The organism is Actinomadura barringtoniae, from assembly GCF_017573505.1.
GTDB classification, from domain to species: Bacteria; Actinomycetota; Actinomycetes; order Streptosporangiales; family Streptosporangiaceae; genus Spirillospora; species Spirillospora barringtoniae.
In genome coordinates this window covers 154,122-173,422 of the sequence record NZ_JAGEOJ010000003.1, presented here as the reverse complement: position 1 = coordinate 173,422, position 19,301 = coordinate 154,122, and the positions used below count along the sequence as shown (strand labels likewise).

The following is a 19,301-nucleotide window of genomic DNA, read 5'->3' as shown; positions in this document are numbered from 1 at the left end:
GATCGGCGAGTGTCAGGCGTGCTCGGGTTCGCGTTCGCGGGCGGCGGGGTCGGGGTCGGGGTCTCCGTTGAACGGGAGGGCGGGCAGGCCGTGCACCTTGCGGACCAGCATCCAGGCCAGCGCGGCGCCCACGACCAGGCCCACGAGGGTCCAGGCGAGCGGCACGGCCGGGACGCCGAACATCTTGAGGGCGGACGCGACCAGGACGAAGCCGAGCACGCGCCGGATCAGGCCGCCGGGGGCCCGCGAGGAGATCTTGGAGCCGATGTAGACGCCCGGGACCGAGCCGACCAGCAGCGCCGCGGTGACCTCCATCTGGAAGTCGCCGAACAGGATGTGGCCGAGCGCGGCTGCGAAGACCAGCGGCACGGCCTGGAGCAGGTCGGTGCCGACGAGCTGGTTGGCCTTCAGCGTCGGGTAGAGCGCCAGCAGCGCCACGATGATGAGCGAGCCGGAGCCGACCGAGGTGATGCCGACGACCAGCCCGCCGACCGCGCCGATGACGACCGTGCGGACCGGGCGGATGGTGATCTCGGGCGTCCCGGTGGCGGCGGGCGAACCGGGGACGGCGGTGCGCCGCGCGTCGCCGGTACGGCGGGCGGCGCGGTCGACCAGGGCCAGGTAGCCGCGGATGACCAGGCCGCCGGCCGCGATCAGCAGCGCGACGCCCATGGCCTTCTGGATGATGTCCTGGACGTCCTCGCCGGTGCCGAGCGCGCGGGCGACCAGCACGCCGGAGAACGCGGCGGGCACCGAGCCGAGGCAGAGCCAGCCGACCAGCCGCATGTTGATCGTGCCCTGGCGGTAGTGGACGGCGCTGCCGACCGGCTTCATGACCGCCGCCGCGACCAGGTCGCTGGACACCGCCGCCAGCGGGCTCACGCCGAAGAACGTCACCAGCATCGGCGTCATGAGCGCGCCGCCGCCCATGCCCGTCAGACCGACGATGATGGCCACCAGGAACGACCCGCCCGCCATCGTCCAATCGAAGTCCATCGCCATGACCTACCTGGTATATAGGAAAAATCGAGTACCACAGTACGGTGTGGCCCCTGATGTCCGAAACCCCGGTCGGTGCGCCCGGTCGGGCAGGTCGATCAGTCCCGGCGGACCCAGCCGCCCTCGACCAGCAGGTCGATGACCTGGGTGACGGCCTCCTCGGGCGTCGTCTGGGAGGTGTCCAGCCGCAGGTCGGCGTCCACCGGCTCCTCGTAGGGGTCGGAGATCCCGGTGAACTCGGGGATCAGCCCTGCGCGTGCCTTCGCGTACAGGCCCTTGCGGTCGCGGCGCTCGCACTCCTCCAGCGGCGTCGCGACGTGCACCAGGACGAAGTCGCCGACGGCCGCGACCATCGCGCGCACCTCGGCCCGGGTGCCGGCGTACGGCGCGATCGGAGCGCAGATCGCCAGCCCGCCGTGCCGCGTCACCTCGGCGGCGACGAAGCCGATCCGGCGGATGTTGAGGTCGCGGTCGGACTTGGAGAAGGTCAGCCCGGCCGACAGCAGCCGCCGCACCACGTCGCCGTCCAGGAGGCTGACGTGCCGCCCGCCGCGTTCGACCAGCGCGTCGGCGAGCCCGCGCGCCACCGTCGACTTGCCCGAGCCCGACAGGCCGGTGAAGAAGACCGTGAGGCCGCGCTCGTGCTTGGGCGGCCGGGCGATCGCGAGCTCGGCGGCCACCGCCGGCGGGGTGAACCAGTCCGGCACGGGCTCGCCGCGGTCGAGCAGGTCGTTCAGCTGGTCCTGGGTGAGCTCGGCCTGGACGTGGTCGGGCTCGATCCGCGCGACCGGCCGCCAGACCTCGACGTCGGCGTCGTACCCCCACGGCTCCGGCGCGACCACCGGGATCGCGGTGCCCTCCGCCTCGGCGTCCGCCAGCAGGTGGGTGGCGCCGTACGCGGCGGCCACGTGCGCGCGCAGCTTCAGCTCGCGATCGGCGTCGGTCTCGGTGTCGTGCGGCGGCAGCGGCACCGGGATGATCTGCGTGCCCTCGGGCAGCTCCTTGCGCACCGCGAGCAGCGCCCGTACCAGCGACTCGTCGTGCACTCCGCTCAGCATCGGGAGCGCGAGCACCCGCGCGTCCAGGCGCTCGGCGACCTGCCGCAGCTGGCCGAGCTGCTTGCGGTGCAGCGGCTCGCGCGTCGCGACCGCCAGCACCGGGCCCTCGCCCGTCTCGACCTCGTCGGGACGGCGGCGCAGGCTGTGGAACGGTCCGTGCGCGGGCGCGCGCAGGGCCTCCAGCGGTCCGGCCAGGCGCCAGTCCTGCGCGGTCGGGTCCTGCCAGGCCTCGGTGACCCGCATGACCGCGAGCGGCACTCCCTCGGGGTCCTGGAGCACGATCCGCTCGTGGACCGTGAGCTCCTTCGGCACGGCCAGCGTGACCGGGACGGGCCACGGCGTGCCGTCCGCCAGCCGGCCGCCCGCGATGACCATGGCCGTGTCGAACGAGCCGAGGAACCCGGTGAGCGGGCGATAGACGCCCGCCAGCAGCAATTCGAGGTCGGCGAGCTCGACCGGGCCCGGGGTCCAGGTGGGCAGGTCGCGCAGCGTGTCGGGAAGGCCGGCTTCGGCGGTCACCGCGGTCTCCGATCCAGTCCGGTCGTGAACCGGGCTGATTCCATGGTGCTGTGTCTCCCCGGGGGGCGACCCCCGGACCCCCGTAGGGGGATTCGGAGGAAAAATACTGCGCCGAGTGAGTACTCGCACCTCGCGCCCCGGGCCGCGCTCCGCTCAGATCACCCGGGCGAAACGGTTCTCCGGCTTGCGGATGACCAGCGTCACCTCGCTGTGGTCGGCCGTGAGACGGCCCCGGCTGACCGTGGCGACCAGCCTGCAGAGGGCCCCCGCGAGACCGGAACCGGTCGCGAACGCCTTCAGACAGTCACGTGAGGCGTACTCCTCGGCTATCACCAGGCCGCGCATCACGCAGTACCACTGCATGCCCGCCCGGGACGCCACCTTCTCGTAGATGGCGGGGGGCGGCGCCGAGGCCTCGGCGATGCGGGCGGTGGCCTCAGCGAAGCGGGCCGTTGCCTCGGCGACGTAGGCGGGCACCTCGGGGGCGGGAGCGTCAGGCCCCGCGGAGGCCGCGGGCGAGCCGGGCGCGATCGGGCCGGCCCCGGCCTGCTCGCGGGCGGCCAGCCGGTTCCAGACGGGCCCGCGCAGCCAGGCGGGCAGCGTCCGGTCCAGGAAGCCGAACGCGGTGTTGCGGTCCCGCAGCCGTACCAGCAGCAGCCCGCCCGGCTTGAGCGCGGCCACGAACCGGTCCAGGACCAGCTCGGCGTTCTGCACGCGCTCGATCAGGTAGGGCGCGTGCACGACGTCGTAGGCGCGCGGCGGCATCGGAACGGTCCGCAGGTCGCCCAGGTGCCAGGAGTCCAGGTCTTCGCGTTCGCGGGTGTGGGCGCGCAGGGCAGGGGTGTCGGTGTCGACCCCGGTGACCTCACGCTCGCGGTCGCGGAGGTCCAGGCCCCAGCCCCAGCCGCAGCCCGCCTCCAGGATCTGGATCGGGCGGAGCGGCCGGTCATGGGAGTACTGCCGGGCGCGTTCTGAGAACAGATCGCCGTCGTTGACCGGCGGCGTACGCAGATCGGTCACAATCTCGCAGAGTAATCAACCGACTGCGCTCTGTCCGCTATTTGCCCATTCTTGGTATGGCGCGTGTCAGTGCGAATTCGCTTGCCGATCCGCTCACCGATTCGCTCGCGGAGGTGAACCCCGCGGCGTGTTCGGGCGTCTCCCAACTGTTCACTTTTGTTACTTGTGGCCAGTTAAGAGCTGGTAACGTACGCCTGATTCGCCGGTTTCCGGCATTCAGTGCATCACGGTCTAGGGGGGCGCGTGCACGGAGTGGTCGGCTATTCGCCCGGGGTGTTCGACCTGTTCCATGTCGGGCATCTCGACGCGCTCACGCGCGCGGCGCGGGCCTGCGACCGGCTGGTCGTCGGCGTGCTGACCGACGAGCTGGCCGAGGAACTGAACGGCGCGCGGCCGATCGTACCGCTGATCGAGCGCATGGAGATCGTCGGCAGCGTCCGGCAGGTGGCCGACGTGGTCGAGGTGACCGCGGTGGACCTGCGCGCCGACTGGGCCGTGCTCGGCTTCGACGTCGTCTTCCCCACCCTCCTCACCACCGGCGACGAGGCCGCCCGCGATCTTGAGGGCACGGGCGTGCGCGTCGTCGCGTTCGAGGGCCTCATCGAGACCCGCAGCCCGGTGCTGCGTTCCGCCCTCGCCGGCACGTCGCGGAGGAGTTCGGTCGCGTGAGCACGTTCAGCGATGCGCTGACCAGGCTCGGTTCGGCACAGAAGAGCGCCAAGGGCGCGCCCGCCTACTCGCGGTTCGTCAACCGCAAGCTGGGGCGCGTGCTGGCCGCCGCGTCGTACGTGGTCGGCCTCACCCCCAACCAGGTCACCGGCATCAGCGCCTGCTTCACGTTCGCGGGCATCGCGCTGATCGCCCTGGTCAGCCCCGCGCCCTGGCTGGGCCTGGTGGTCTGCCTGGCCCTGGTGATCGGGTACGCCTTCGACGCCGCCGACGGCCAGCTGGCCCGGCTGCGCGGCGGCGGCTCCAAGTCCGGCGAGTACCTGGACCACATGGTCGACGCGCTCAAGGTCTCCGCGCTGCACTCGGCGGTCGCGATCTCGTTCTACCGGTTCTTCGACCTCGACCACGCGGCCTACCTGCTGCTGCCGGTCGCGTTCACGGTCGTGGCGGCGGTGCTGTTCTTCGGGATGATCCTCAAGGACCTGCTCGCGCGGGCCCACCGGGCCGCCGCCGGGGTCCCGGCCCCGCCGCCCGAGGCGCCCTCGACGCTGCGCGCGCTGCTGGTGATCCCGACCGACTACGGGTTCCTGTGCGTGGCGTTCCTGCTGTTCGGCTTCAAGGACGTGTTCCTGCCGCTGTACGCGCTCTTCTTCGCGGGCAACCTGCTCTTCCTGCTGGCCGCCTCCGTGAAGTGGTTCCGCGAGGTCGGCGCTCTGGACGCGACCCCGGCTCAGTCAGGGTCTCAGCGGGTGAACGCATGACGCAGCGGATCGTCGGTTACGTGCCCGGTGCGTACGACATGTTCCACATCGGCCACCTCAACATCCTCAAGCGCGCCCGCCGCGAGTGCGACCACCTGATCGCCGGGGTGGTCACCGACGAGGTGCTGGAGCAGGCCAAGGGCCGCGCCCCGATCGTGCCGCTGGAGGAACGGCTGGCGGTCGTCGGCAGCATGGCCTGCGTGGACGAGGTCGTCACCGACCTGTCCAGCGACAAGCTGGTGATGTGGCAGAAGCTCGGCTTCGACGTGATCTTCAAGGGCGACGACTGGAAGGGCACCCCGAAAGGCGACCGGCTGGAGGCGTCCATGGCCTCGGTCGGCGCGCGGGTCGTCTACTTCCCGTACACCGTCCACACCTCCAGCACGGCCCTGCGAAGGCTCATCACCTCCTAGCAACCGGCCCGATCAGTCGTGGCCGGACGAGACGTCCAGGTCGCGCGGGGTCATCAGCCACACCGCCACGGCCGTCACGATCATCAGCGCGCCGCCGGCGAGGCTCGCCCAGACCAGCGAGTCGGTGAACGCGGCCTGCGCCTCGGCGGCGACGCGGGCGCCGGACGCTCCGGCCTCGCGCGCGATGTCGAGCGCGCCGCCCAGCGACTCGCGGGCGACGTCGGCGGATGAGCCGGTGATCCCTTGCCCGGCCAGATCGTCGGTCGTGAGCCCGCCCCGGTAGACCATGCCCGCGACGCTGCCCAGGACGGCCACGCCCAGCGCGCCGCCCAGCTCGTACGAGGTCTCCTCGATGGCCGCCGCGCTGCCGGACTTCTCCGGCGGCGCCCCGGCCATGATCACCGCCGAGGCGATGGCGAGCGAGCCCAGCCCGATCCCGACCAGCAGGGTCGCGCCGGCGACGACCGGGTAGTTCAGCGTCGGCCATAGGAAGAGGACAAGGAAGCCGAGCCCGCTCACCAGCGTGCCCCCGGCCAGCACCGCACGGGCGCCGATCCGGCTCGCCAGCGCGGGCGCCAGCGGTGAGGCGATCACGGCGCCCACGGCCTCGGGCAGCAGGCGCAGGCCCGTGCCGAGCGGCGAGTAGCCCTGGACGAGCTGCATCCACTGGCTGAGCAGCAGCATCGTTCCGACCATGGCGATGCTGGCGGCCAGCGCGGAGATGACCCCGGCGCTGAACGCGGGCCGCCGGAACAGCCGGATCTCCAGGATCGGGTCGGGGCGGCGCAGGCACCGGCGGACGAACGCGCCCAGCGCGACGATCGCGACGGCCCCCGAGACCAGGGCGCCGGTGGCGGTGAGACCGTCCTTGCCGAAGTGTTTGATCGAGTAGACCAGGGCCACCATCCCGACCATCGACAGCACGGTGCCGATCGCGTCCCAGCGGCCCGGGCTCGGGCTGCGCGACTCGGGCAGCAGGATCAGCGCGGCCACGATGGCGACGGCCATGACCGGCACGTTCACCAGGAACGCCGAGTGCCAGGAGAAGGCCTGCAGCAGCGCGCCGCCCAGAATCGGCCCGAGCGCGCCGCCGAGCGCGGCCATCGTCGCCCAGATGCCGAGCGCGGTGGCGCGCTCGCGCGGATCGGTGAACAGCTGGCGGATCATCGACAGCGTGGACGGCATGATCATCGCGCCGCCGATGCCGAGGACCGCGCGGATCGCGATCACCTGCCCGGGGCTGTCGGCGACCAGGACGGCCAGCGAGGCCAGCCCGAAGATGCTGAACCCGGTGACGAGCATGCGCTTGCGGCCCCACCGGTCGCCCAGGTTGGCCACGGTGACCAGCAGGCCCGAGACGACCAGCGAGTAGATGTCGACCATCCACAGCAGGCTCACCGAGTCGGGGCGCAGGTCCGCCGAGATCTCCGGCAGTGCCACGTTCAGCACGGTCATGTCCATGACCACCAGCAGCAGGCTGGCGGACAGGACGGCGAGGCCAGCCCAGCGCCGCGGGTGCGGCGCGGGGACGGTGGAGGAGGTCGTGTGCTCGAGAACGGTCATGGACGTTCTCCCTGCGAGTCGCCATCCGTGCCGTGCAGGAGGGTGGTGAGGACGAGGTCGGGGACGTCTCGGCGGGCGATGTCGCCGCGGCGGAGGCTGTCGCGGGCGGCGATGAGGATGCCGAGGACGGCGTTGCTGATCCAGCGCACGGGCAGGTCGGCGCGGAGCACCCCGGCGCGCTGCGCGGCCTCGTAGAAGGCGACCTCGCGCTCTTCGAGCTCCTCGGCACGCGCGACCAGGTCCGGCATGGCCGCCAGGAAGTGGTCGGTGAGCGCGAAGCCGTACTCGTCGGCGTCGGCGGTGAACAGGCGCATCATCGCGCGCAGTGTCGCGGCGATCCGTTCGGGGTCACCGGAGGCGGCGGCCTCGGCCATGCCCGCCTCGTTCTGGGACGCCTCCCACCTGTCGAGGGAACAGACGCCCAGGGTGTGGATCAGCGCCTCGCGGCTGGCGAAGTGGCGGTGGAGGGTGGCGCGGCTGGTGCCGATGGCCTCGGCGAGGCGCGCCATGGAGGCGGTCGGCTCCTCGTTGAGGTGCTTGATCGCGGCGGCGACGATCTTCTCTTCGTTCGACATGGCCTCGACAGCTCTGTTCCGGATGAGACATTTTCGTCTCATACTATACACATTCGTTCCAGAGGTCGGCTGGCCGTACGGATGTCGGACCGGGCGCGTAGGCTGGGGCTTGACACCGGGACATTGACGGATTCCCGGTGGTTAGGGCTGCCTGCCGTTGGCTGCGGGCGGCTTCGCTGTGCCCTTTTCCGGGCCCGGCAGGGGTGCTTACCGAGGTTGCGGGCGAACATGACGCTTAACGGACTTGTTGATCTGGCACGTACCGACCCGAAGTTGGAGCGTGCCCTGGCGGAGGCCAAGGTCGACCACGACGTGGTCGCGCCGCCCTCCACCTGGCCGATCCTGGGCGCGGCGCTGAGCCGTGCCACAGAAGGGGTCGTGCTGGCGGTCACCGCGACCGGACGCGAGGCCGAGGACCTGGCCGCCGCGCTGACGAGCCTGCTCGATCCCGAACGCGTCGCGCACTTCCCGGCCTGGGAGACGCTGCCCCACGAGAAGCTCTCGCCCCGTTCCGACACCGTCGGCCAGCGCCTCGCGGTGCTGCGGCGGCTCGTCCACCCGGGCGCCGGGGACGGCGCGGGCGGGCGGCTGTCGGTCGTCGTCACCCCGATCAGGGCCGTGCTGCAGCCGATCGTGTCCGGGCTCGCCGACCTGGAGCCGGTGCAGCTGAAGTCCGGCGACGACGAGGAGATGGACGACGTCGTCCGCAGCCTGGTGGGCGCCGGCTACCACCGCGTCGACCTGGTCGAGAAGCGCGGCGAGATCGCCGTGCGCGGCGGCATCCTGGACGTCTTCCCGCCCACCGAGGAGCACCCGCTGCGGGTGGAGTTCTGGGGCGACACGGTCGAGGAGATCCGCTACTTCAAGGCCGCCGACCAGCGTTCGCTGGAGGTCGCGCAGGACGGTCTGTGGGCGCCGCCGTGCCGCGAGCTGCCGCTGACCCCGGAGGTCCGCGAGCGCGCCAAGCTGCTCGCCGAGCAGCACCCGGCGCTGGAGGAGGTCCTCGGCCGGATCGCCGACGGCGACACCGTCGAGGGCATGGAGGCGTTCTCGCCCGTCCTCGCCGAGAGCATGGAGCTGCTGACCGACCTGCTGCCGGAGGCGTCCTGCCTGCTGGTCTGCGAGCCGGAACGGATCCGCACCCGTTCGGTCGAGCTGGTCCGCACGAGCCAGGAGTTCCTGGAGGCCAGCTGGGTCAACGCCGCCGCCGGGGGAGAGGCGCCGATCGACCTGGGCGCCGCCGCGTTCCGTTCCCTGGAAGAGGTGCGCCAGCACAGCAACGAGCTCGGCCTGCCGCGCTGGCAGGTGACCGCGCTCAATCCCGACGAGGAGGCGGCGGTCAACCTCGGCGTCCACGCGGCCGAGGCCTACCGCGGCGACACCGCCCGCGTCATGGGCGACCTCAAGGGCTGGATCTCGGGCGGCTGGCGGGTCGTGCTGGTCACCCCGGGCCACGGCCCCGCCGAACGCCTCGTCCAGATGGTCGGCGAGGAGGGCCTCGGCGCGCGCCTCACCGACGTTCCCGAGCCGCCCGACGCGTCGGTGGTCAACGTGACGACCGGCCTGCTGGAGAACGGCTTCACCTGGGACTCGATCAAGCTCGCCGTCCTCACCGAGGCCGACCTGTCCGGGCAGAAGTCCTCCACCAAGGACATGCGCCGGATGCCGTCCCGGCGGCGCGGCGGCATCGACCCGCTGCAGCTGAAGCCCGGCGACTACGTGGTGCACGAGCAGCACGGCGTCGGCCGCTACGTGGAGATGGTCAGCCGCACCGTCCAGGGCGCCACCCGCGAATACCTGATCCTGGAGTACGCCAAGAGCGACCGGCTGTTCGTCCCGACCGACCAGCTCGAGGAGCTCACCCGCTACGTGGGCGGCGAGGCCCCGAGCCTGCACCGCCTCGGCGGCTCCGACTGGGCCAAGGCCAAGTCCAAGGCACGCAAGGCGGTCAAGCAGATCGCCGGCGAGCTGATCCGGCTCTACTCGGCCCGCATGGCCTCGCCGGGGCACGCGTTCGGCGCGGACACCCCGTGGCAGCGCGAGCTGGAGGACGCCTTCCCGTACGTGGAGACGCCCGACCAGCTCGCCGCCATCGACGAGGTCAAGGAGGACATGGAGAAGCCGGTCCCGATGGACCGGCTGATCTGCGGCGACGTCGGCTACGGCAAGACCGAGATCGCGGTCCGCGCCGCGTTCAAGGCCGTCCAGGACGGGCGGCAGGTCGCCGTGCTGGTGCCGACCACGCTGCTGGTCCAGCAGCACCTGTCCACCTTCACCGAGCGGTTCGGCGCGTTCCCGGTCTCGGTCAAGCCGATCAGCCGGTTCCAGACCGACGGCGAGATCACCGAGACGCTGCGCGGCGTCACCGACGGCACCGTCGACGTCGTGGTCGGCACGCACCGCATCCTGTCGTCGCAGACCAAGTTCAAGAACCTGGGCCTGGTCATCATCGACGAGGAGCAGCGGTTCGGCGTCGAGCACAAGGAGGAGCTGAAGCGCCTGCGCACCCAGGTGGACGTGCTGGCGATGTCGGCGACCCCGATCCCGCGGACGCTGGAGATGGGCCTCACCGGCATCCGCGAGATGTCCACGATCCTCACCCCGCCGGAGGAACGGCACCCGATCCTCACCTTCGTCGGGCCGTACGAGGAGAAGCAGATCGCCGCGGCCATCCGGCGCGAGCTGCTGCGCGAGGGCCAGGTCTTCTTCGTGCACAACCGGGTCCGTTCGATCAACAAGGTCGCGGCCAACCTGGCGCGGCTGGTGCCCGAGGCCAACATCGCGGTCGCGCACGGCCAGATGAACGAGCACGAGCTCGAAAAGGTCATGGTCGACTTCTGGGAGAAGAACCACGACGTCCTGGTCGCGACCACGATCGTCGAGTCGGGCCTGGACGTGCCGAACGCCAACACCCTGATCGTCGACCGCGCCGACATGTACGGGCTCTCGCAGCTCCACCAGCTGCGCGGCCGGGTCGGCCGTGGCCGCGAGCGCGCCTACGCCTACTTCCTCTACCCGCCCGAGTCGCCGCTGACCGAGACCGCGCACGAGCGGCTGTCCACGCTGGCCCAGCACACCGAGGTCGGCGCGGGCATGTACGTGGCGATGAAGGACCTGGAGATCCGCGGCGCGGGCAACATCCTCGGCGCCGAGCAGTCCGGGCACGTGGCAGGGGTCGGCTTCGACCTCTACGTGCGGATGGTCGGCGAGGCCGTACGGGACCTGAAGGAGGGCGGCGGCGTCCAGGAGACGCCCGAGACCAAGGTCGAGCTGCCCGTCGACGCGCACCTGCCGCACGAGTACGTGCCGGGCGAGCGGCTGCGGCTGGACGCCTACCGGCGGATCGCGGCGATCACCGACGGCATCCGCAGCGAAGCGAGGAATGACGGCGCAACTGTTGCCGGGGGGTCTGGGGGGTCGTCCCCCCAGCGGAGCGCAGCCGACGAGATCGCGGCCGTGCACGAGGAGCTCAAGGACCGCTTCGGGCCGCTGCCCGTGCCCGTGCTGAACCTCCTGGAGGTCGCGCGGTTCCGGGCCAAGGCGCGCAAGGCCGGGCTCACCGAGGTCGGCCTCCAGGGCAACTTCGTCAAGTTCGCTCCGGTGGACCTGCCCGACTCCAAGCAGGTGCGGCTCCAGCGGCTCTACCCCAAGAGCATCCTGAAGCCGGCCACCAGTACGCTGCTCGTACCGACGCCCAAGACCGCTCAGCTGGGCGGGCGCCCGCTGCGGGACCAAGAGCTGCTCAAGTGGGCCACAGACCTGGTCGATGCGTTGTTCCTGGAGCCCGTGCGGTCATAGGCTGCGGACTCGTAAGTGATCACGGACGAGATGGGATGACCGTGCTGGGAACATCTGTGAAGGTCGCGGTGGCGGCGGCGCTCGCCGCCGGGACGCTGGCCGGCTGCGGCGGCGGCCCGCTCAAGGTGGGCGCGGCGGCGATCGTCGGCGACGACCGCATCAGCACCAGCACGCTCGACCAGACCGTGCGGGACTGGCAGAAGCAGTTCGTGAAGGACGACATCGCCAACCAGATGCGCTCGGACCCGAGCAACCCGACCCAGCAGGCGACCAGCGACCGGCTGTCGGACTCCGACATGCGCGACGCGCTCACCGTACTGGTCAACATGCGGGTCGGCGACGAGGTGGCGCGCCGCGACCACATCGACGTGACCGGCACCCAGGTCGACCAGGTGATCGCCGCGCTGGACCAGCAGGGCGGCGCCAAGTCCGCGACGCTGGCGAGCGGGCTCCCCGCCGGCTACACCCGCGACTTCGCCCGCTTCCTGGCGATCAAGGCGCTGCTCGTGCAGAAGTACGGCTCGGACGGCAACCCGCAGAACCCCCAGACGATGCTCGCGCGGCAGAAGGCCGACGCCGACTTCGTCCAGACCGCCGACTCGATGAAGATCAAGGTCAACCCGCGGTACGGGTCCTTCGACAAGGCCAAGGTCGCCATCGATCCGGTCAAGTACAGGCTGTCGGCCACCGAATCGGGTATCCGCTGAGTATGAGCCTTACCCTGCTGGCGACCACGCACCGGGTGGCGCCCGGCCTGCTGACCTGGAAGGCGTGGGAGGCGCTGCGCTCGGCCGACCGCGTGCTGACGCGGATCGACCACCCGCTGCTCCCGTACGTCACCGAGGCGGGCGTCCGGCCGGAAACGGTCACCGATCCGGACCCGGCGGCGCTGGTGGACGCGGCGCGGCGCCACACGGTCATGTGGATCGCCGACCCGGACGGCGACGAGCGCCTGATGCGCGACATCGGCGCCCTGACCGTCGGCGGCGAGCCCCTCGACTCGATCGAGGTGCTGCACGGCTCGTACGACCTGCCCGGCGCCCGGCTGCTCGACCTGGTGTCGGTGATGGAGACCCTGCGCAGCGAGTGCCCGTGGGACCGCAAGCAGACGCACGCCACCCTCGTTCCGTACCTGCTGGAGGAGGCCTACGAGGTCGCCGACACCGTCGAGTCCGGCGATCTCGGCGCGCTGCGCGAGGAGCTCGGCGACGTGCTGATGCAGGTCGCCTTCCACTCTGTGGTCGCCGCCGAACGGACCGACGAGACCGCGTTCACCATCGACGACGTGGCCGCCGGGATCGTCGACAAGCTGGTCCGCCGCCACCCGCACGTCTTCGCGGACGTGACCGTGTCCGGCGCGGACGAGGTGAACGCCAACTGGGAGCAGATCAAGGCGGCCGAGCGCGCGGAGAAGAGCGGCGACGACGCCTCGATCTTCGACGGCGTCCCGATGGGGCAGCCCGCGCTGTCGCTCGCCGCCCAGCTTCAGCGCCGCGCGCAGCGCGCCGGAGCGCCAGATGATCTCTTTGCCGAGCCTGGGGACGAGCTTGGGGCGCGCCTGTTCGCCCTGGTAAGCGAGGCTCGCCGGGAAGGCCGTGACCCCGAAGCGGAGTTGCGCGCGCTGGCGCGGGTATTCCGCGAACGTGTCGGGGAGTGGGAACGGTCACAGAAGGACGTCTGAGTTTTGGCGGCCCCCTCCTGAACCCTGGCGGCCTCCGCGTGAGTTCGGACGATGGGTGCCCGAATCGGGTGATCTGACCGGCAAGATCGACGAAGGGCTGGTCGGCTGGGTTACGTCCGTTTACAGTAAGCCCGTGCCTGCTGGGGCCCGTGGTGGCGATGCCCGTAAGGGCGCACGGAGCGATTTTCAGAGCAAGGCTCGCGCGGTGCGCGGCCTGCTCGGCTTCGGCATGGTCGCGGGCGGGCTGGTCGCGCTGCTCATCCTGCCGACCGCGTGCGCGGCCGGGCTGGGCGCCCGCGACGGCGCGCACTGGTTCCAGAGCGACCCCGCCGACCTCAACACCTCGGGCGTTCCGCAGCTGTCGCGGATCCTGGCGGCCGACGGCTCCACGCTCGCGACGTTCTTCTACCAGAACCGCGTGGACGTGCCGTTCGACAAGATCGCGCCGGTCGCGCGCAAGGCCGTGCTGGCGATCGAGGACAGCCGGTTCTACGAGCACGGCGCGCTGGACTCGCAGGGCACGTTGCGCGCCCTGGCCAGCAACCTCGGCTCGGGCAAGGTGACCCAGGGCGGCTCGGGCATCACCCAGCAGTACGTGAAGAACCTGCTGCTCACCCAGGCCGACAACAAGGACGAGGCGCAGGCCGCCAAGGAGATCAGCGCCGCGCGCAAGATCCGCGAGCTGCGGTTCGCGGTGGCGCTGGAGAAGAAGTACTCCAAGGACGAGATCCTGCGCCGCTACCTCAACATCGCCTACTACGGCGACGGCGCGTACGGCATCGAGGCCGCCTCCAAGCACTACTTCAACCACCCCGCCGCGCAGCTCACCCTCCCCGAGGCGGCGACGCTGGCCGGGGTGATCCGCTACCCGTACGCCTATGACCCGACCCGGTACAAGGAGCGCGCCAAGGAACGGCGCGACGTCGTCCTCGCCCGGATGGCGCAGCTCGGCTGGATCAGCGGCCCGCAGCAGCGCGCGGCCGCCGCCGAGCCGCTCACCCTGCACCTGCACGAGACGCCGAGCGGCTGCGTGGTCAGCAAGGCGCCGTTCTTCTGCGACTACGTGCAGCGCGAGATCCTCACCAACCCGGTGTTCGGCGAGACCCCGAAGGCCCGCGAGCGGCTGCTGAAACGCGGCGGGCTCACCATCCACACCACGCTGGACTGGCAGTCGCAGAAGGCCGCGCAGAGCGCCGTCGACAGCCACGTCCCGCGCAAGAACTCCGCGCACAAGGCCGCCGCCGAGGCGATGGTCGAGCCGGGCACCGGCGAGATCAAGGGCATGGTCGTGGACCGCAAGCTCGGGTCCGACCGCGAACGCGGCAAGACCTGGATCAACTTCGCCGCCGACGCCGACCACGGGTCCAGCATCGGCATGCAGGCCGGCTCCACGTTCAAGGCGTTCACGCTGGCCGCCGCGCTGGAGAACGACCTGCCGTTCGGCACCCGGCTGGAGGCGCCGCGCGCGTTCACCCCGACCGGCTACCGCGACTGCAAGGGCAGGAACGTCAGCGACCCGTCGCACTCGCTGCGCAACTCCGCCGACGGCGAGGGCGGGCGCGAGTTCAGCCTGACGACCGGCACGCACCACTCGGTCAACACCTTCTTCCTCGCGCTGGAGCGCGAGGTCGGGCTCTGTGACACGGTGAAGATGGCCGAACGGCTCGGAATGCGGCAGGGTAACGGCAAGGCGCTGGAGCAGTTCCCCTCGTTCACGCTCGGGTTCAACCCGGTGTCGCCGGTCCGGCTCGCGGCGGCGTACGCGGCGTTCGGCGCGCGCGGCCGCTACTGCCAGCCGGTCGCGATCCGTTCCATCACCGACGCGGCAGGCAAGAAGCTGAAGGTGCCGGGCGCGGGGTGCAAGCAGGTCATGGACAAGGGCGTCGCCGACGCCGTCAACTACGTGCTGAAGGGCGTGCTCACCAAGGGCACCGCGCGCGGCATGGGGATCGGCCGGCCCGCCGCCGGCAAGACCGGCACGGTCGACAACTTCTCCGCGGCCTGGTTCGCGGGGTACACGCCCGACCTCGCCTCGGCCGTCTGGGTGGGCGACCCGCGCGGCGGTTACGCGCATCCCATGGAAAACCTGTGCATGGACGGCGAGTGCTACGGCGCCGTCTTCGGCGCGACGATCCCGGCGCCGATCTGGCAGGACTCCATGTCGGGCGCGCTGGAGGGCCGGCCCGCGGCCGACTTCCACGAGCCGCCGGACCACTACTTCAGCAAGGGCACCGGCGAGGACCGGACCAAGGTGCCCGACGTGCGCGGGATGAAGCCCAGCGAGGCCATCGCGCGGCTCCGCGCCGCCGGGTTCTCGGTCGACATGGGCGGCTCGGTCGACTCCGACCAGTACGAGCGGGGCACGGTCGCCGACCAGTCGCCAGGCCCGGGATCGTCCGCCGAGCCCGGCGCCACCGTCGTGATCAGGGTCAGCAAGGGAAAGAAGAAGGACAAGCCGGGCGGCCAGCCGACCCCGCCCGGCTTCCCGCCCGGAATCCCTCCCGGCCAGAACCCCGGCCAGAACCCCCCAGGGCAGAACAAGCCTGGTCGCAACGGCGGCTGAGGACTGCCGACCGAATTTCCGGGTAGATCACCCCGCGGGGAGATCGCGCTCGAATCGGGGGGAATCAGCATGCGCGCCATCGCCGTGTCCGAGGTCGGTGCCACACCGACGCTCATGAACCTGCCCACGCCCGCGCCCGGACCGGGAGAGATCCTGGTCAAGGTGGTCGCGGCGGGCATCAACCCGTTCGACTGGAAGATCGTTGACGGGGCGCTCAAGGACTCCGTGCCCTACTCGTTCCCGCTGATCATGGGCGTGGACGGCGCGGGCGTCGTGGAGGCGGCCGGGGAGGGCGTCACCGACCTGCGCGCCGGGGAACAGGTGTACGGCCAGTTCTTCGGGGTCCCGCGCGGCCTGGGCAGCTACGCCGAGTACGCGATCGCCAAGGCCGACGGGCCGGTCGCCCGGATGCCCCAGGGCATGATCTACACCCAGGCCGCCGCGGTGCCGACCGCGACGATGACCGCCTACAACGCCGTGCGGCTCGCGAACGTGGACGAGGGCCAGACCGTGCTCGTCGTCGGCGCGACCGGCGGCGTCGGCCAGTCGGTCGTCCAGCTGGCCGGCGCCACGGGCGCCAAGGTGATCGCCACCGCGCGGGCCGACATGGCCGAGGAGATGCGCGAGCTGGGCGCCGCCGAGGTCGTCGACTACGCGGCGGGCGACCTGAACGAGCAGGTGCTGCGGGCGCACGCGGACGGGATCGACGCGATCCTGGACGTGGTCAGCGACAAGACCGGCGTCGAGCGGCTCGCGGCCCTGCTGCGGCCCGGCGGCGTCTACCTGAGCACGATCTGGTCGGTGAACCCGGACGCCATGGCGGCCCAGGAACTGCGCGGCGTCAACATGGACAGCGAGGCGAGCGCCGAGCTGCTGGAGACCATCGCGGGCCTGATCGACGCGGGCAAGCTGAAGGTCCACGTGCACCACGAGGTGGCGCTGGAGGACGTGCCCGCCGAGATCATGCGGATGCGGGCCGGGGGAGCCCGCGGGAAGACCGTCATCCGGGTCTGACCGGCGCCGGGGGATCTGAGGAGCGCTGGGATCATCGTCGTGTGGAACGTTCCGTGACCGAGAGATCCGTGGCCCGCGCGGTGCCCGAGGGCCTGCGCGCCTTCCTGGCGACCGAGACGGGCAGCACCAGCGTGCTGCTCGCCGCCACGCTGGCCGGGCTGCTGTGGGCGAACTCGCCGTGGGGCGACTCCTACGAGGCGTTCTGGCACACCGACTTCGCGGTCCGGCTCGGCGACCACGGCTTCTCGCTGGACCTCAAGGAATGGGTCAACGACGGCCTGATGGCGCTGTTCTTCTTCGTCGTCGGCCTGGAGATCAGCCGCGAGGTCAAGGTCGGCCAGCTGCGCGACCGGCGGCTGATCGCGGTGCCGTCCTGCGCCGCGCTCGGCGGGATGATCGTGCCCGCGCTGATCTTCTTCGCGATCAACATGGGCGGGTCGGGCGCGGGCGGCTGGGGCATCCCGATGGCCAGCGACACCGCGTTCGTGCTGGGCCTGCTGGCGATCATCGGCACCCGCTGCCCCGAGCCGCTGCGCGCGTTCCTGCTGACGCTCGCCGTGGTGGACGACGTCGGCGCCATCCTGGTCGTCGCGGTCTTCTACACCGACGACCTCTCGGTGACCGCGCTGCTGATCGCGATCGCGCTCACCGGCCTCATCGTCGCGGCGCGCTGGCTGCGGCTGTGGCGGGCGCCCGCGTACGTGGTGCTCGGCATCGGCGTGTGGGCGGCGATGCTGGAGAGCGGCATCCACCCGACGCTCGCGGGCATCCTGCTCGGCGCGCTGGTCACGGTGTACGCGCCGAGCGACCACAAGCTGCTGCGCGCGGGCGAGGCCGTCCAGGCGCTGTCGCGCGACCCGAGCCCGGAGCTGGCCCGCGAGGCGACGCGGTCCGTCCAGGCGACGGTGTCGATCAACGAACGGCTGCAGCTGCTCCTGCACCCCTGGACCGGCTACGTGATCGTGCCGATCTTCGCGCTGGCGAACGCGGGCGTACGGCTGGACGGCGAGACGCTGAGCCGCGCGGCGACCTCGCCGGTGACGATCGGCATCGTCGTCGCCCTGGTCGCGGGCAAGTTCATCGGCGTCTCGCTCGGCACCTGGATCCCGCTGCGGTTCAACTGGGGCGACCTGCCGGGCGGCCTGGTCTGGGGTCAGCTGCTCGGCGGCGCGGCCGTCTCGGGGATCGGCTTCACGGTCTCGCTGTTCATCACCGACCTCGCGTTCGCCGGCGACCCGGACCTGCAGAGCGACGCCAAGATCGGCATCATGACGGGCTCGCTGCTGGCGGCGCTGCTCGGCTGGGTCGTCTTCCGGCTCGCCTGGGACCGCGGCGCCGTCTGCGCGCCGCCCGGCCTGCCGGACGAGCGCGACGTCGAGCCCGAGCCGCTGCCCCCGGTCACCGGCCGCGACCACGTGCTCGGCCCGGCGACAGCGGCGGTCACGCTGGTCGAGTACGGCGACTTCGAATGCCCGTACTGCGGCAAGACCGAGAAGGTCCTCGCCGAGCTGCGCAGTCAGTACGGGGACCGGCTGCGCCTGGTCTTCCGGCACTTCCCGCTGCGCGAGATCCACCCGCACGCCGTCGCCGCCGCGCTGGTGTCCGAGGCCGCGGCCGACCACGGCCTGTTCTGGGAGGCGCACGACGTGCTCTTCCGCAACCAGCTCGCCCTGACCGACGCCGATCTCAGCCGCTATGGCGAGGAGCTCGCCTTCGATCCGTGGGCCGACGTGGAACGCCACCGGGCCCGGATCAACTCCGACCGGGAAGAGGGCGAGCGCAGCGGTGTCGGGGGCACCCCGACCTTCTTCATCAACGGTGAGATCTATCAGGGCGACCACGATCTAGCCTCGTTCCAGACGGCGATCGACGCCGCTCTCACCGGGGCACCGGCCCCCGGCGACGAGATGGGCACGGGCGACCAGTGCCGGATCAGCACGGAAGGAACGAGGAATGAACGACGACGAGAAGCGTGAGCGGGTGCGCGAGATCGAGGAGTCGGTGAAGGTCCTGCGGGCGCAGGTCCCCGAGCCCGAGGCCGATGCGGGCGACGCCGTGGACGCGGCACAGAACCTCCAGGCCCGGGAGGAGCTGCTCGGCCAGATCGAGAATCTCGAGGACGAGCTGGAGCGCCTGCGGGAGGAGGTCGGCGAGTCCGGGGAATGACCCGGGAATGACCTGGGACCCCTCCCGGTTATGGGGTGCGTTGGCACACCCATACGGGGAGGGGGCATTTCCATGTACGAGCAGTTCCAGCGGGCCCAGATGTTCTTCGAGGCCCGGGACTACGTGACGGCCGCCCGGATCCTCGCGCCGATCGTCGCGGACGCGCCGGACAACCGTTCGGCCGTCGAGCTGCTGGGCCGCGCCTACTTCCACAGCGCCCAGCTCGGGCGCGCCGAGGAGACGTTCCGCACGCTGGTCGACCTCGACCCCTGCAACGGCTGGGCGTACGAGGCGCTGGCCCGGACCCTGGAGCGGCGCAACCGGCCCGAGGACGCCCGGCGCTTCCGCCGGATCGCGCGGGCCATGGGTGCGGAGGTGTCCGAGGAGATCGAGGTCTCGGTGACCGCGGGCAACCTGGCCTGACACCTCTCCAACCGCGCCGATCTTGCTCTCAGCGCCCCGAAACCGCTCGGAAAGGGCGCTGAGAGCAAGATCGGCGTTT

At 71.4% G+C, this 19,301-nt stretch carries 16 protein-coding genes; 11 read left to right on the top strand and 5 right to left on the bottom strand.

Annotation, left to right across the window (positions count from 1 at the left end):
- Positions 1-12 precede the first annotated feature (12 nt).
- The 3 genes from J4573_RS07780 to J4573_RS53735 form a co-directional block, all read right to left on the bottom strand.
- On the bottom strand, positions 13-996 hold the full coding sequence (locus J4573_RS07780) for a sulfite exporter TauE/SafE family protein (protein WP_208254595.1): 984 nt from the start codon (positions 994-996) through the stop codon (positions 13-15).
- A gap of 101 nt (positions 997-1,097) precedes the next feature.
- Positions 1,098-2,576, bottom strand: coding sequence for an adenylyl-sulfate kinase (gene cysC, locus J4573_RS07775; protein WP_208254594.1), 1,479 nt, complete (start codon positions 2,574-2,576; stop codon positions 1,098-1,100).
- A 153-nt stretch (positions 2,577-2,729) separates the two neighbouring features.
- Entirely contained in the window at positions 2,730-3,596 is an 867-nt protein-coding gene (locus J4573_RS53735) for a class I SAM-dependent methyltransferase (RefSeq protein ID WP_307796542.1), read from the bottom strand.
- A gap of 243 nt (positions 3,597-3,839) precedes the next feature.
- Between J4573_RS53735 and J4573_RS07765 the strand changes: the two genes are divergently transcribed.
- Genes J4573_RS07765 through J4573_RS07755 form a run of 3 tightly spaced genes read left to right on the top strand, consistent with a single transcriptional unit; the run spans position 3,840 to position 5,439 of the window.
- Positions 3,840-4,265, top strand: a complete 426-nt coding sequence (locus J4573_RS07765; protein ID WP_208254593.1) for an adenylyltransferase/cytidyltransferase family protein — start codon at positions 3,840-3,842, stop codon at positions 4,263-4,265.
- A complete protein-coding gene (locus tag J4573_RS07760; RefSeq protein WP_208254592.1) occupies positions 4,262-5,026 on the top strand; it encodes a CDP-alcohol phosphatidyltransferase family protein in 765 nt (254 codons plus the stop codon). Before J4573_RS07765 ends, J4573_RS07760 begins: the two co-directional genes overlap by 4 nt.
- On the top strand, positions 5,023-5,439 hold the full coding sequence (locus J4573_RS07755) for an FAD synthase family protein (RefSeq protein WP_208254591.1): 417 nt from the start codon (positions 5,023-5,025) through the stop codon (positions 5,437-5,439). The genes J4573_RS07760 and J4573_RS07755 overlap by 4 nt, the downstream gene beginning before the upstream one ends.
- A 12-nt stretch (positions 5,440-5,451) precedes the next feature.
- Here the strand turns inward: J4573_RS07755 and J4573_RS07750 are convergent, their stop codons facing one another.
- On the bottom strand, positions 5,452-7,002 hold the full coding sequence (locus J4573_RS07750; protein WP_208254590.1) for an MFS transporter: 1,551 nt from the start codon (positions 7,000-7,002) through the stop codon (positions 5,452-5,454).
- Positions 6,999-7,577 (bottom strand): TetR/AcrR family transcriptional regulator, encoded by a 579-nt coding sequence (locus J4573_RS07745; protein ID WP_208254589.1) that lies wholly within the window; start codon positions 7,575-7,577, stop codon positions 6,999-7,001. Before J4573_RS07745 ends, J4573_RS07750 begins: the two co-directional genes overlap by 4 nt.
- A gap of 228 nt (positions 7,578-7,805) precedes the next feature.
- On the opposite strand from J4573_RS07745, the gene mfd reads away from it, so the two are divergent.
- The 8 genes from mfd (at position 7,806) to J4573_RS07705 (ending at position 19,222) form a co-directional block, all read left to right on the top strand.
- Positions 7,806-11,375 carry a transcription-repair coupling factor gene (mfd, locus tag J4573_RS07740; RefSeq protein WP_208254588.1) on the top strand — a complete coding sequence of 1,190 codons (3,570 nt, stop codon included), beginning with the start codon at positions 7,806-7,808 and terminating at the stop codon, positions 11,373-11,375.
- Between the two features lie 35 nt (positions 11,376-11,410).
- Positions 11,411-12,082 carry a hypothetical protein gene (locus J4573_RS07735; protein ID WP_208254587.1) on the top strand — a complete coding sequence of 224 codons (672 nt, stop codon included), beginning with the start codon at positions 11,411-11,413 and terminating at the stop codon, positions 12,080-12,082.
- Between the two features lie 2 nt (positions 12,083-12,084).
- On the top strand, positions 12,085-13,056 hold the full coding sequence (locus tag J4573_RS07730) for a nucleoside triphosphate pyrophosphohydrolase (RefSeq protein ID WP_208254586.1): 972 nt from the start codon (positions 12,085-12,087) through the stop codon (positions 13,054-13,056).
- Between the two features lie 205 nt (positions 13,057-13,261).
- On the top strand, positions 13,262-15,619 hold the full coding sequence (locus tag J4573_RS07725) for a penicillin-binding protein (protein ID WP_307796541.1): 2,358 nt from the start codon (positions 13,262-13,264) through the stop codon (positions 15,617-15,619).
- Positions 15,620-15,688: 69 nt separating this feature from the next.
- Positions 15,689-16,633, top strand: coding sequence for an NADP-dependent oxidoreductase (locus J4573_RS07720; protein WP_208254585.1), 945 nt, complete (start codon positions 15,689-15,691; stop codon positions 16,631-16,633).
- 53 nt (positions 16,634-16,686) lie between these two features.
- On the top strand, positions 16,687-18,609 hold the full coding sequence (gene nhaA / locus J4573_RS07715) for a Na+/H+ antiporter NhaA (RefSeq protein ID WP_307796540.1): 1,923 nt from the start codon (positions 16,687-16,689) through the stop codon (positions 18,607-18,609).
- Positions 18,587-18,799: a hypothetical protein gene (locus tag J4573_RS07710; RefSeq protein ID WP_208254584.1), complete on the top strand. Its 213-nt coding sequence runs from the start codon at positions 18,587-18,589 to the stop codon at positions 18,797-18,799. Before nhaA ends, J4573_RS07710 begins: the two co-directional genes overlap by 23 nt.
- Before the next feature lie 72 nt (positions 18,800-18,871).
- Positions 18,872-19,222, top strand: coding sequence for a tetratricopeptide repeat protein (locus tag J4573_RS07705; protein WP_243772648.1), 351 nt, complete (start codon positions 18,872-18,874; stop codon positions 19,220-19,222).
- Positions 19,223-19,301: the final 79 nt, after the last annotated feature.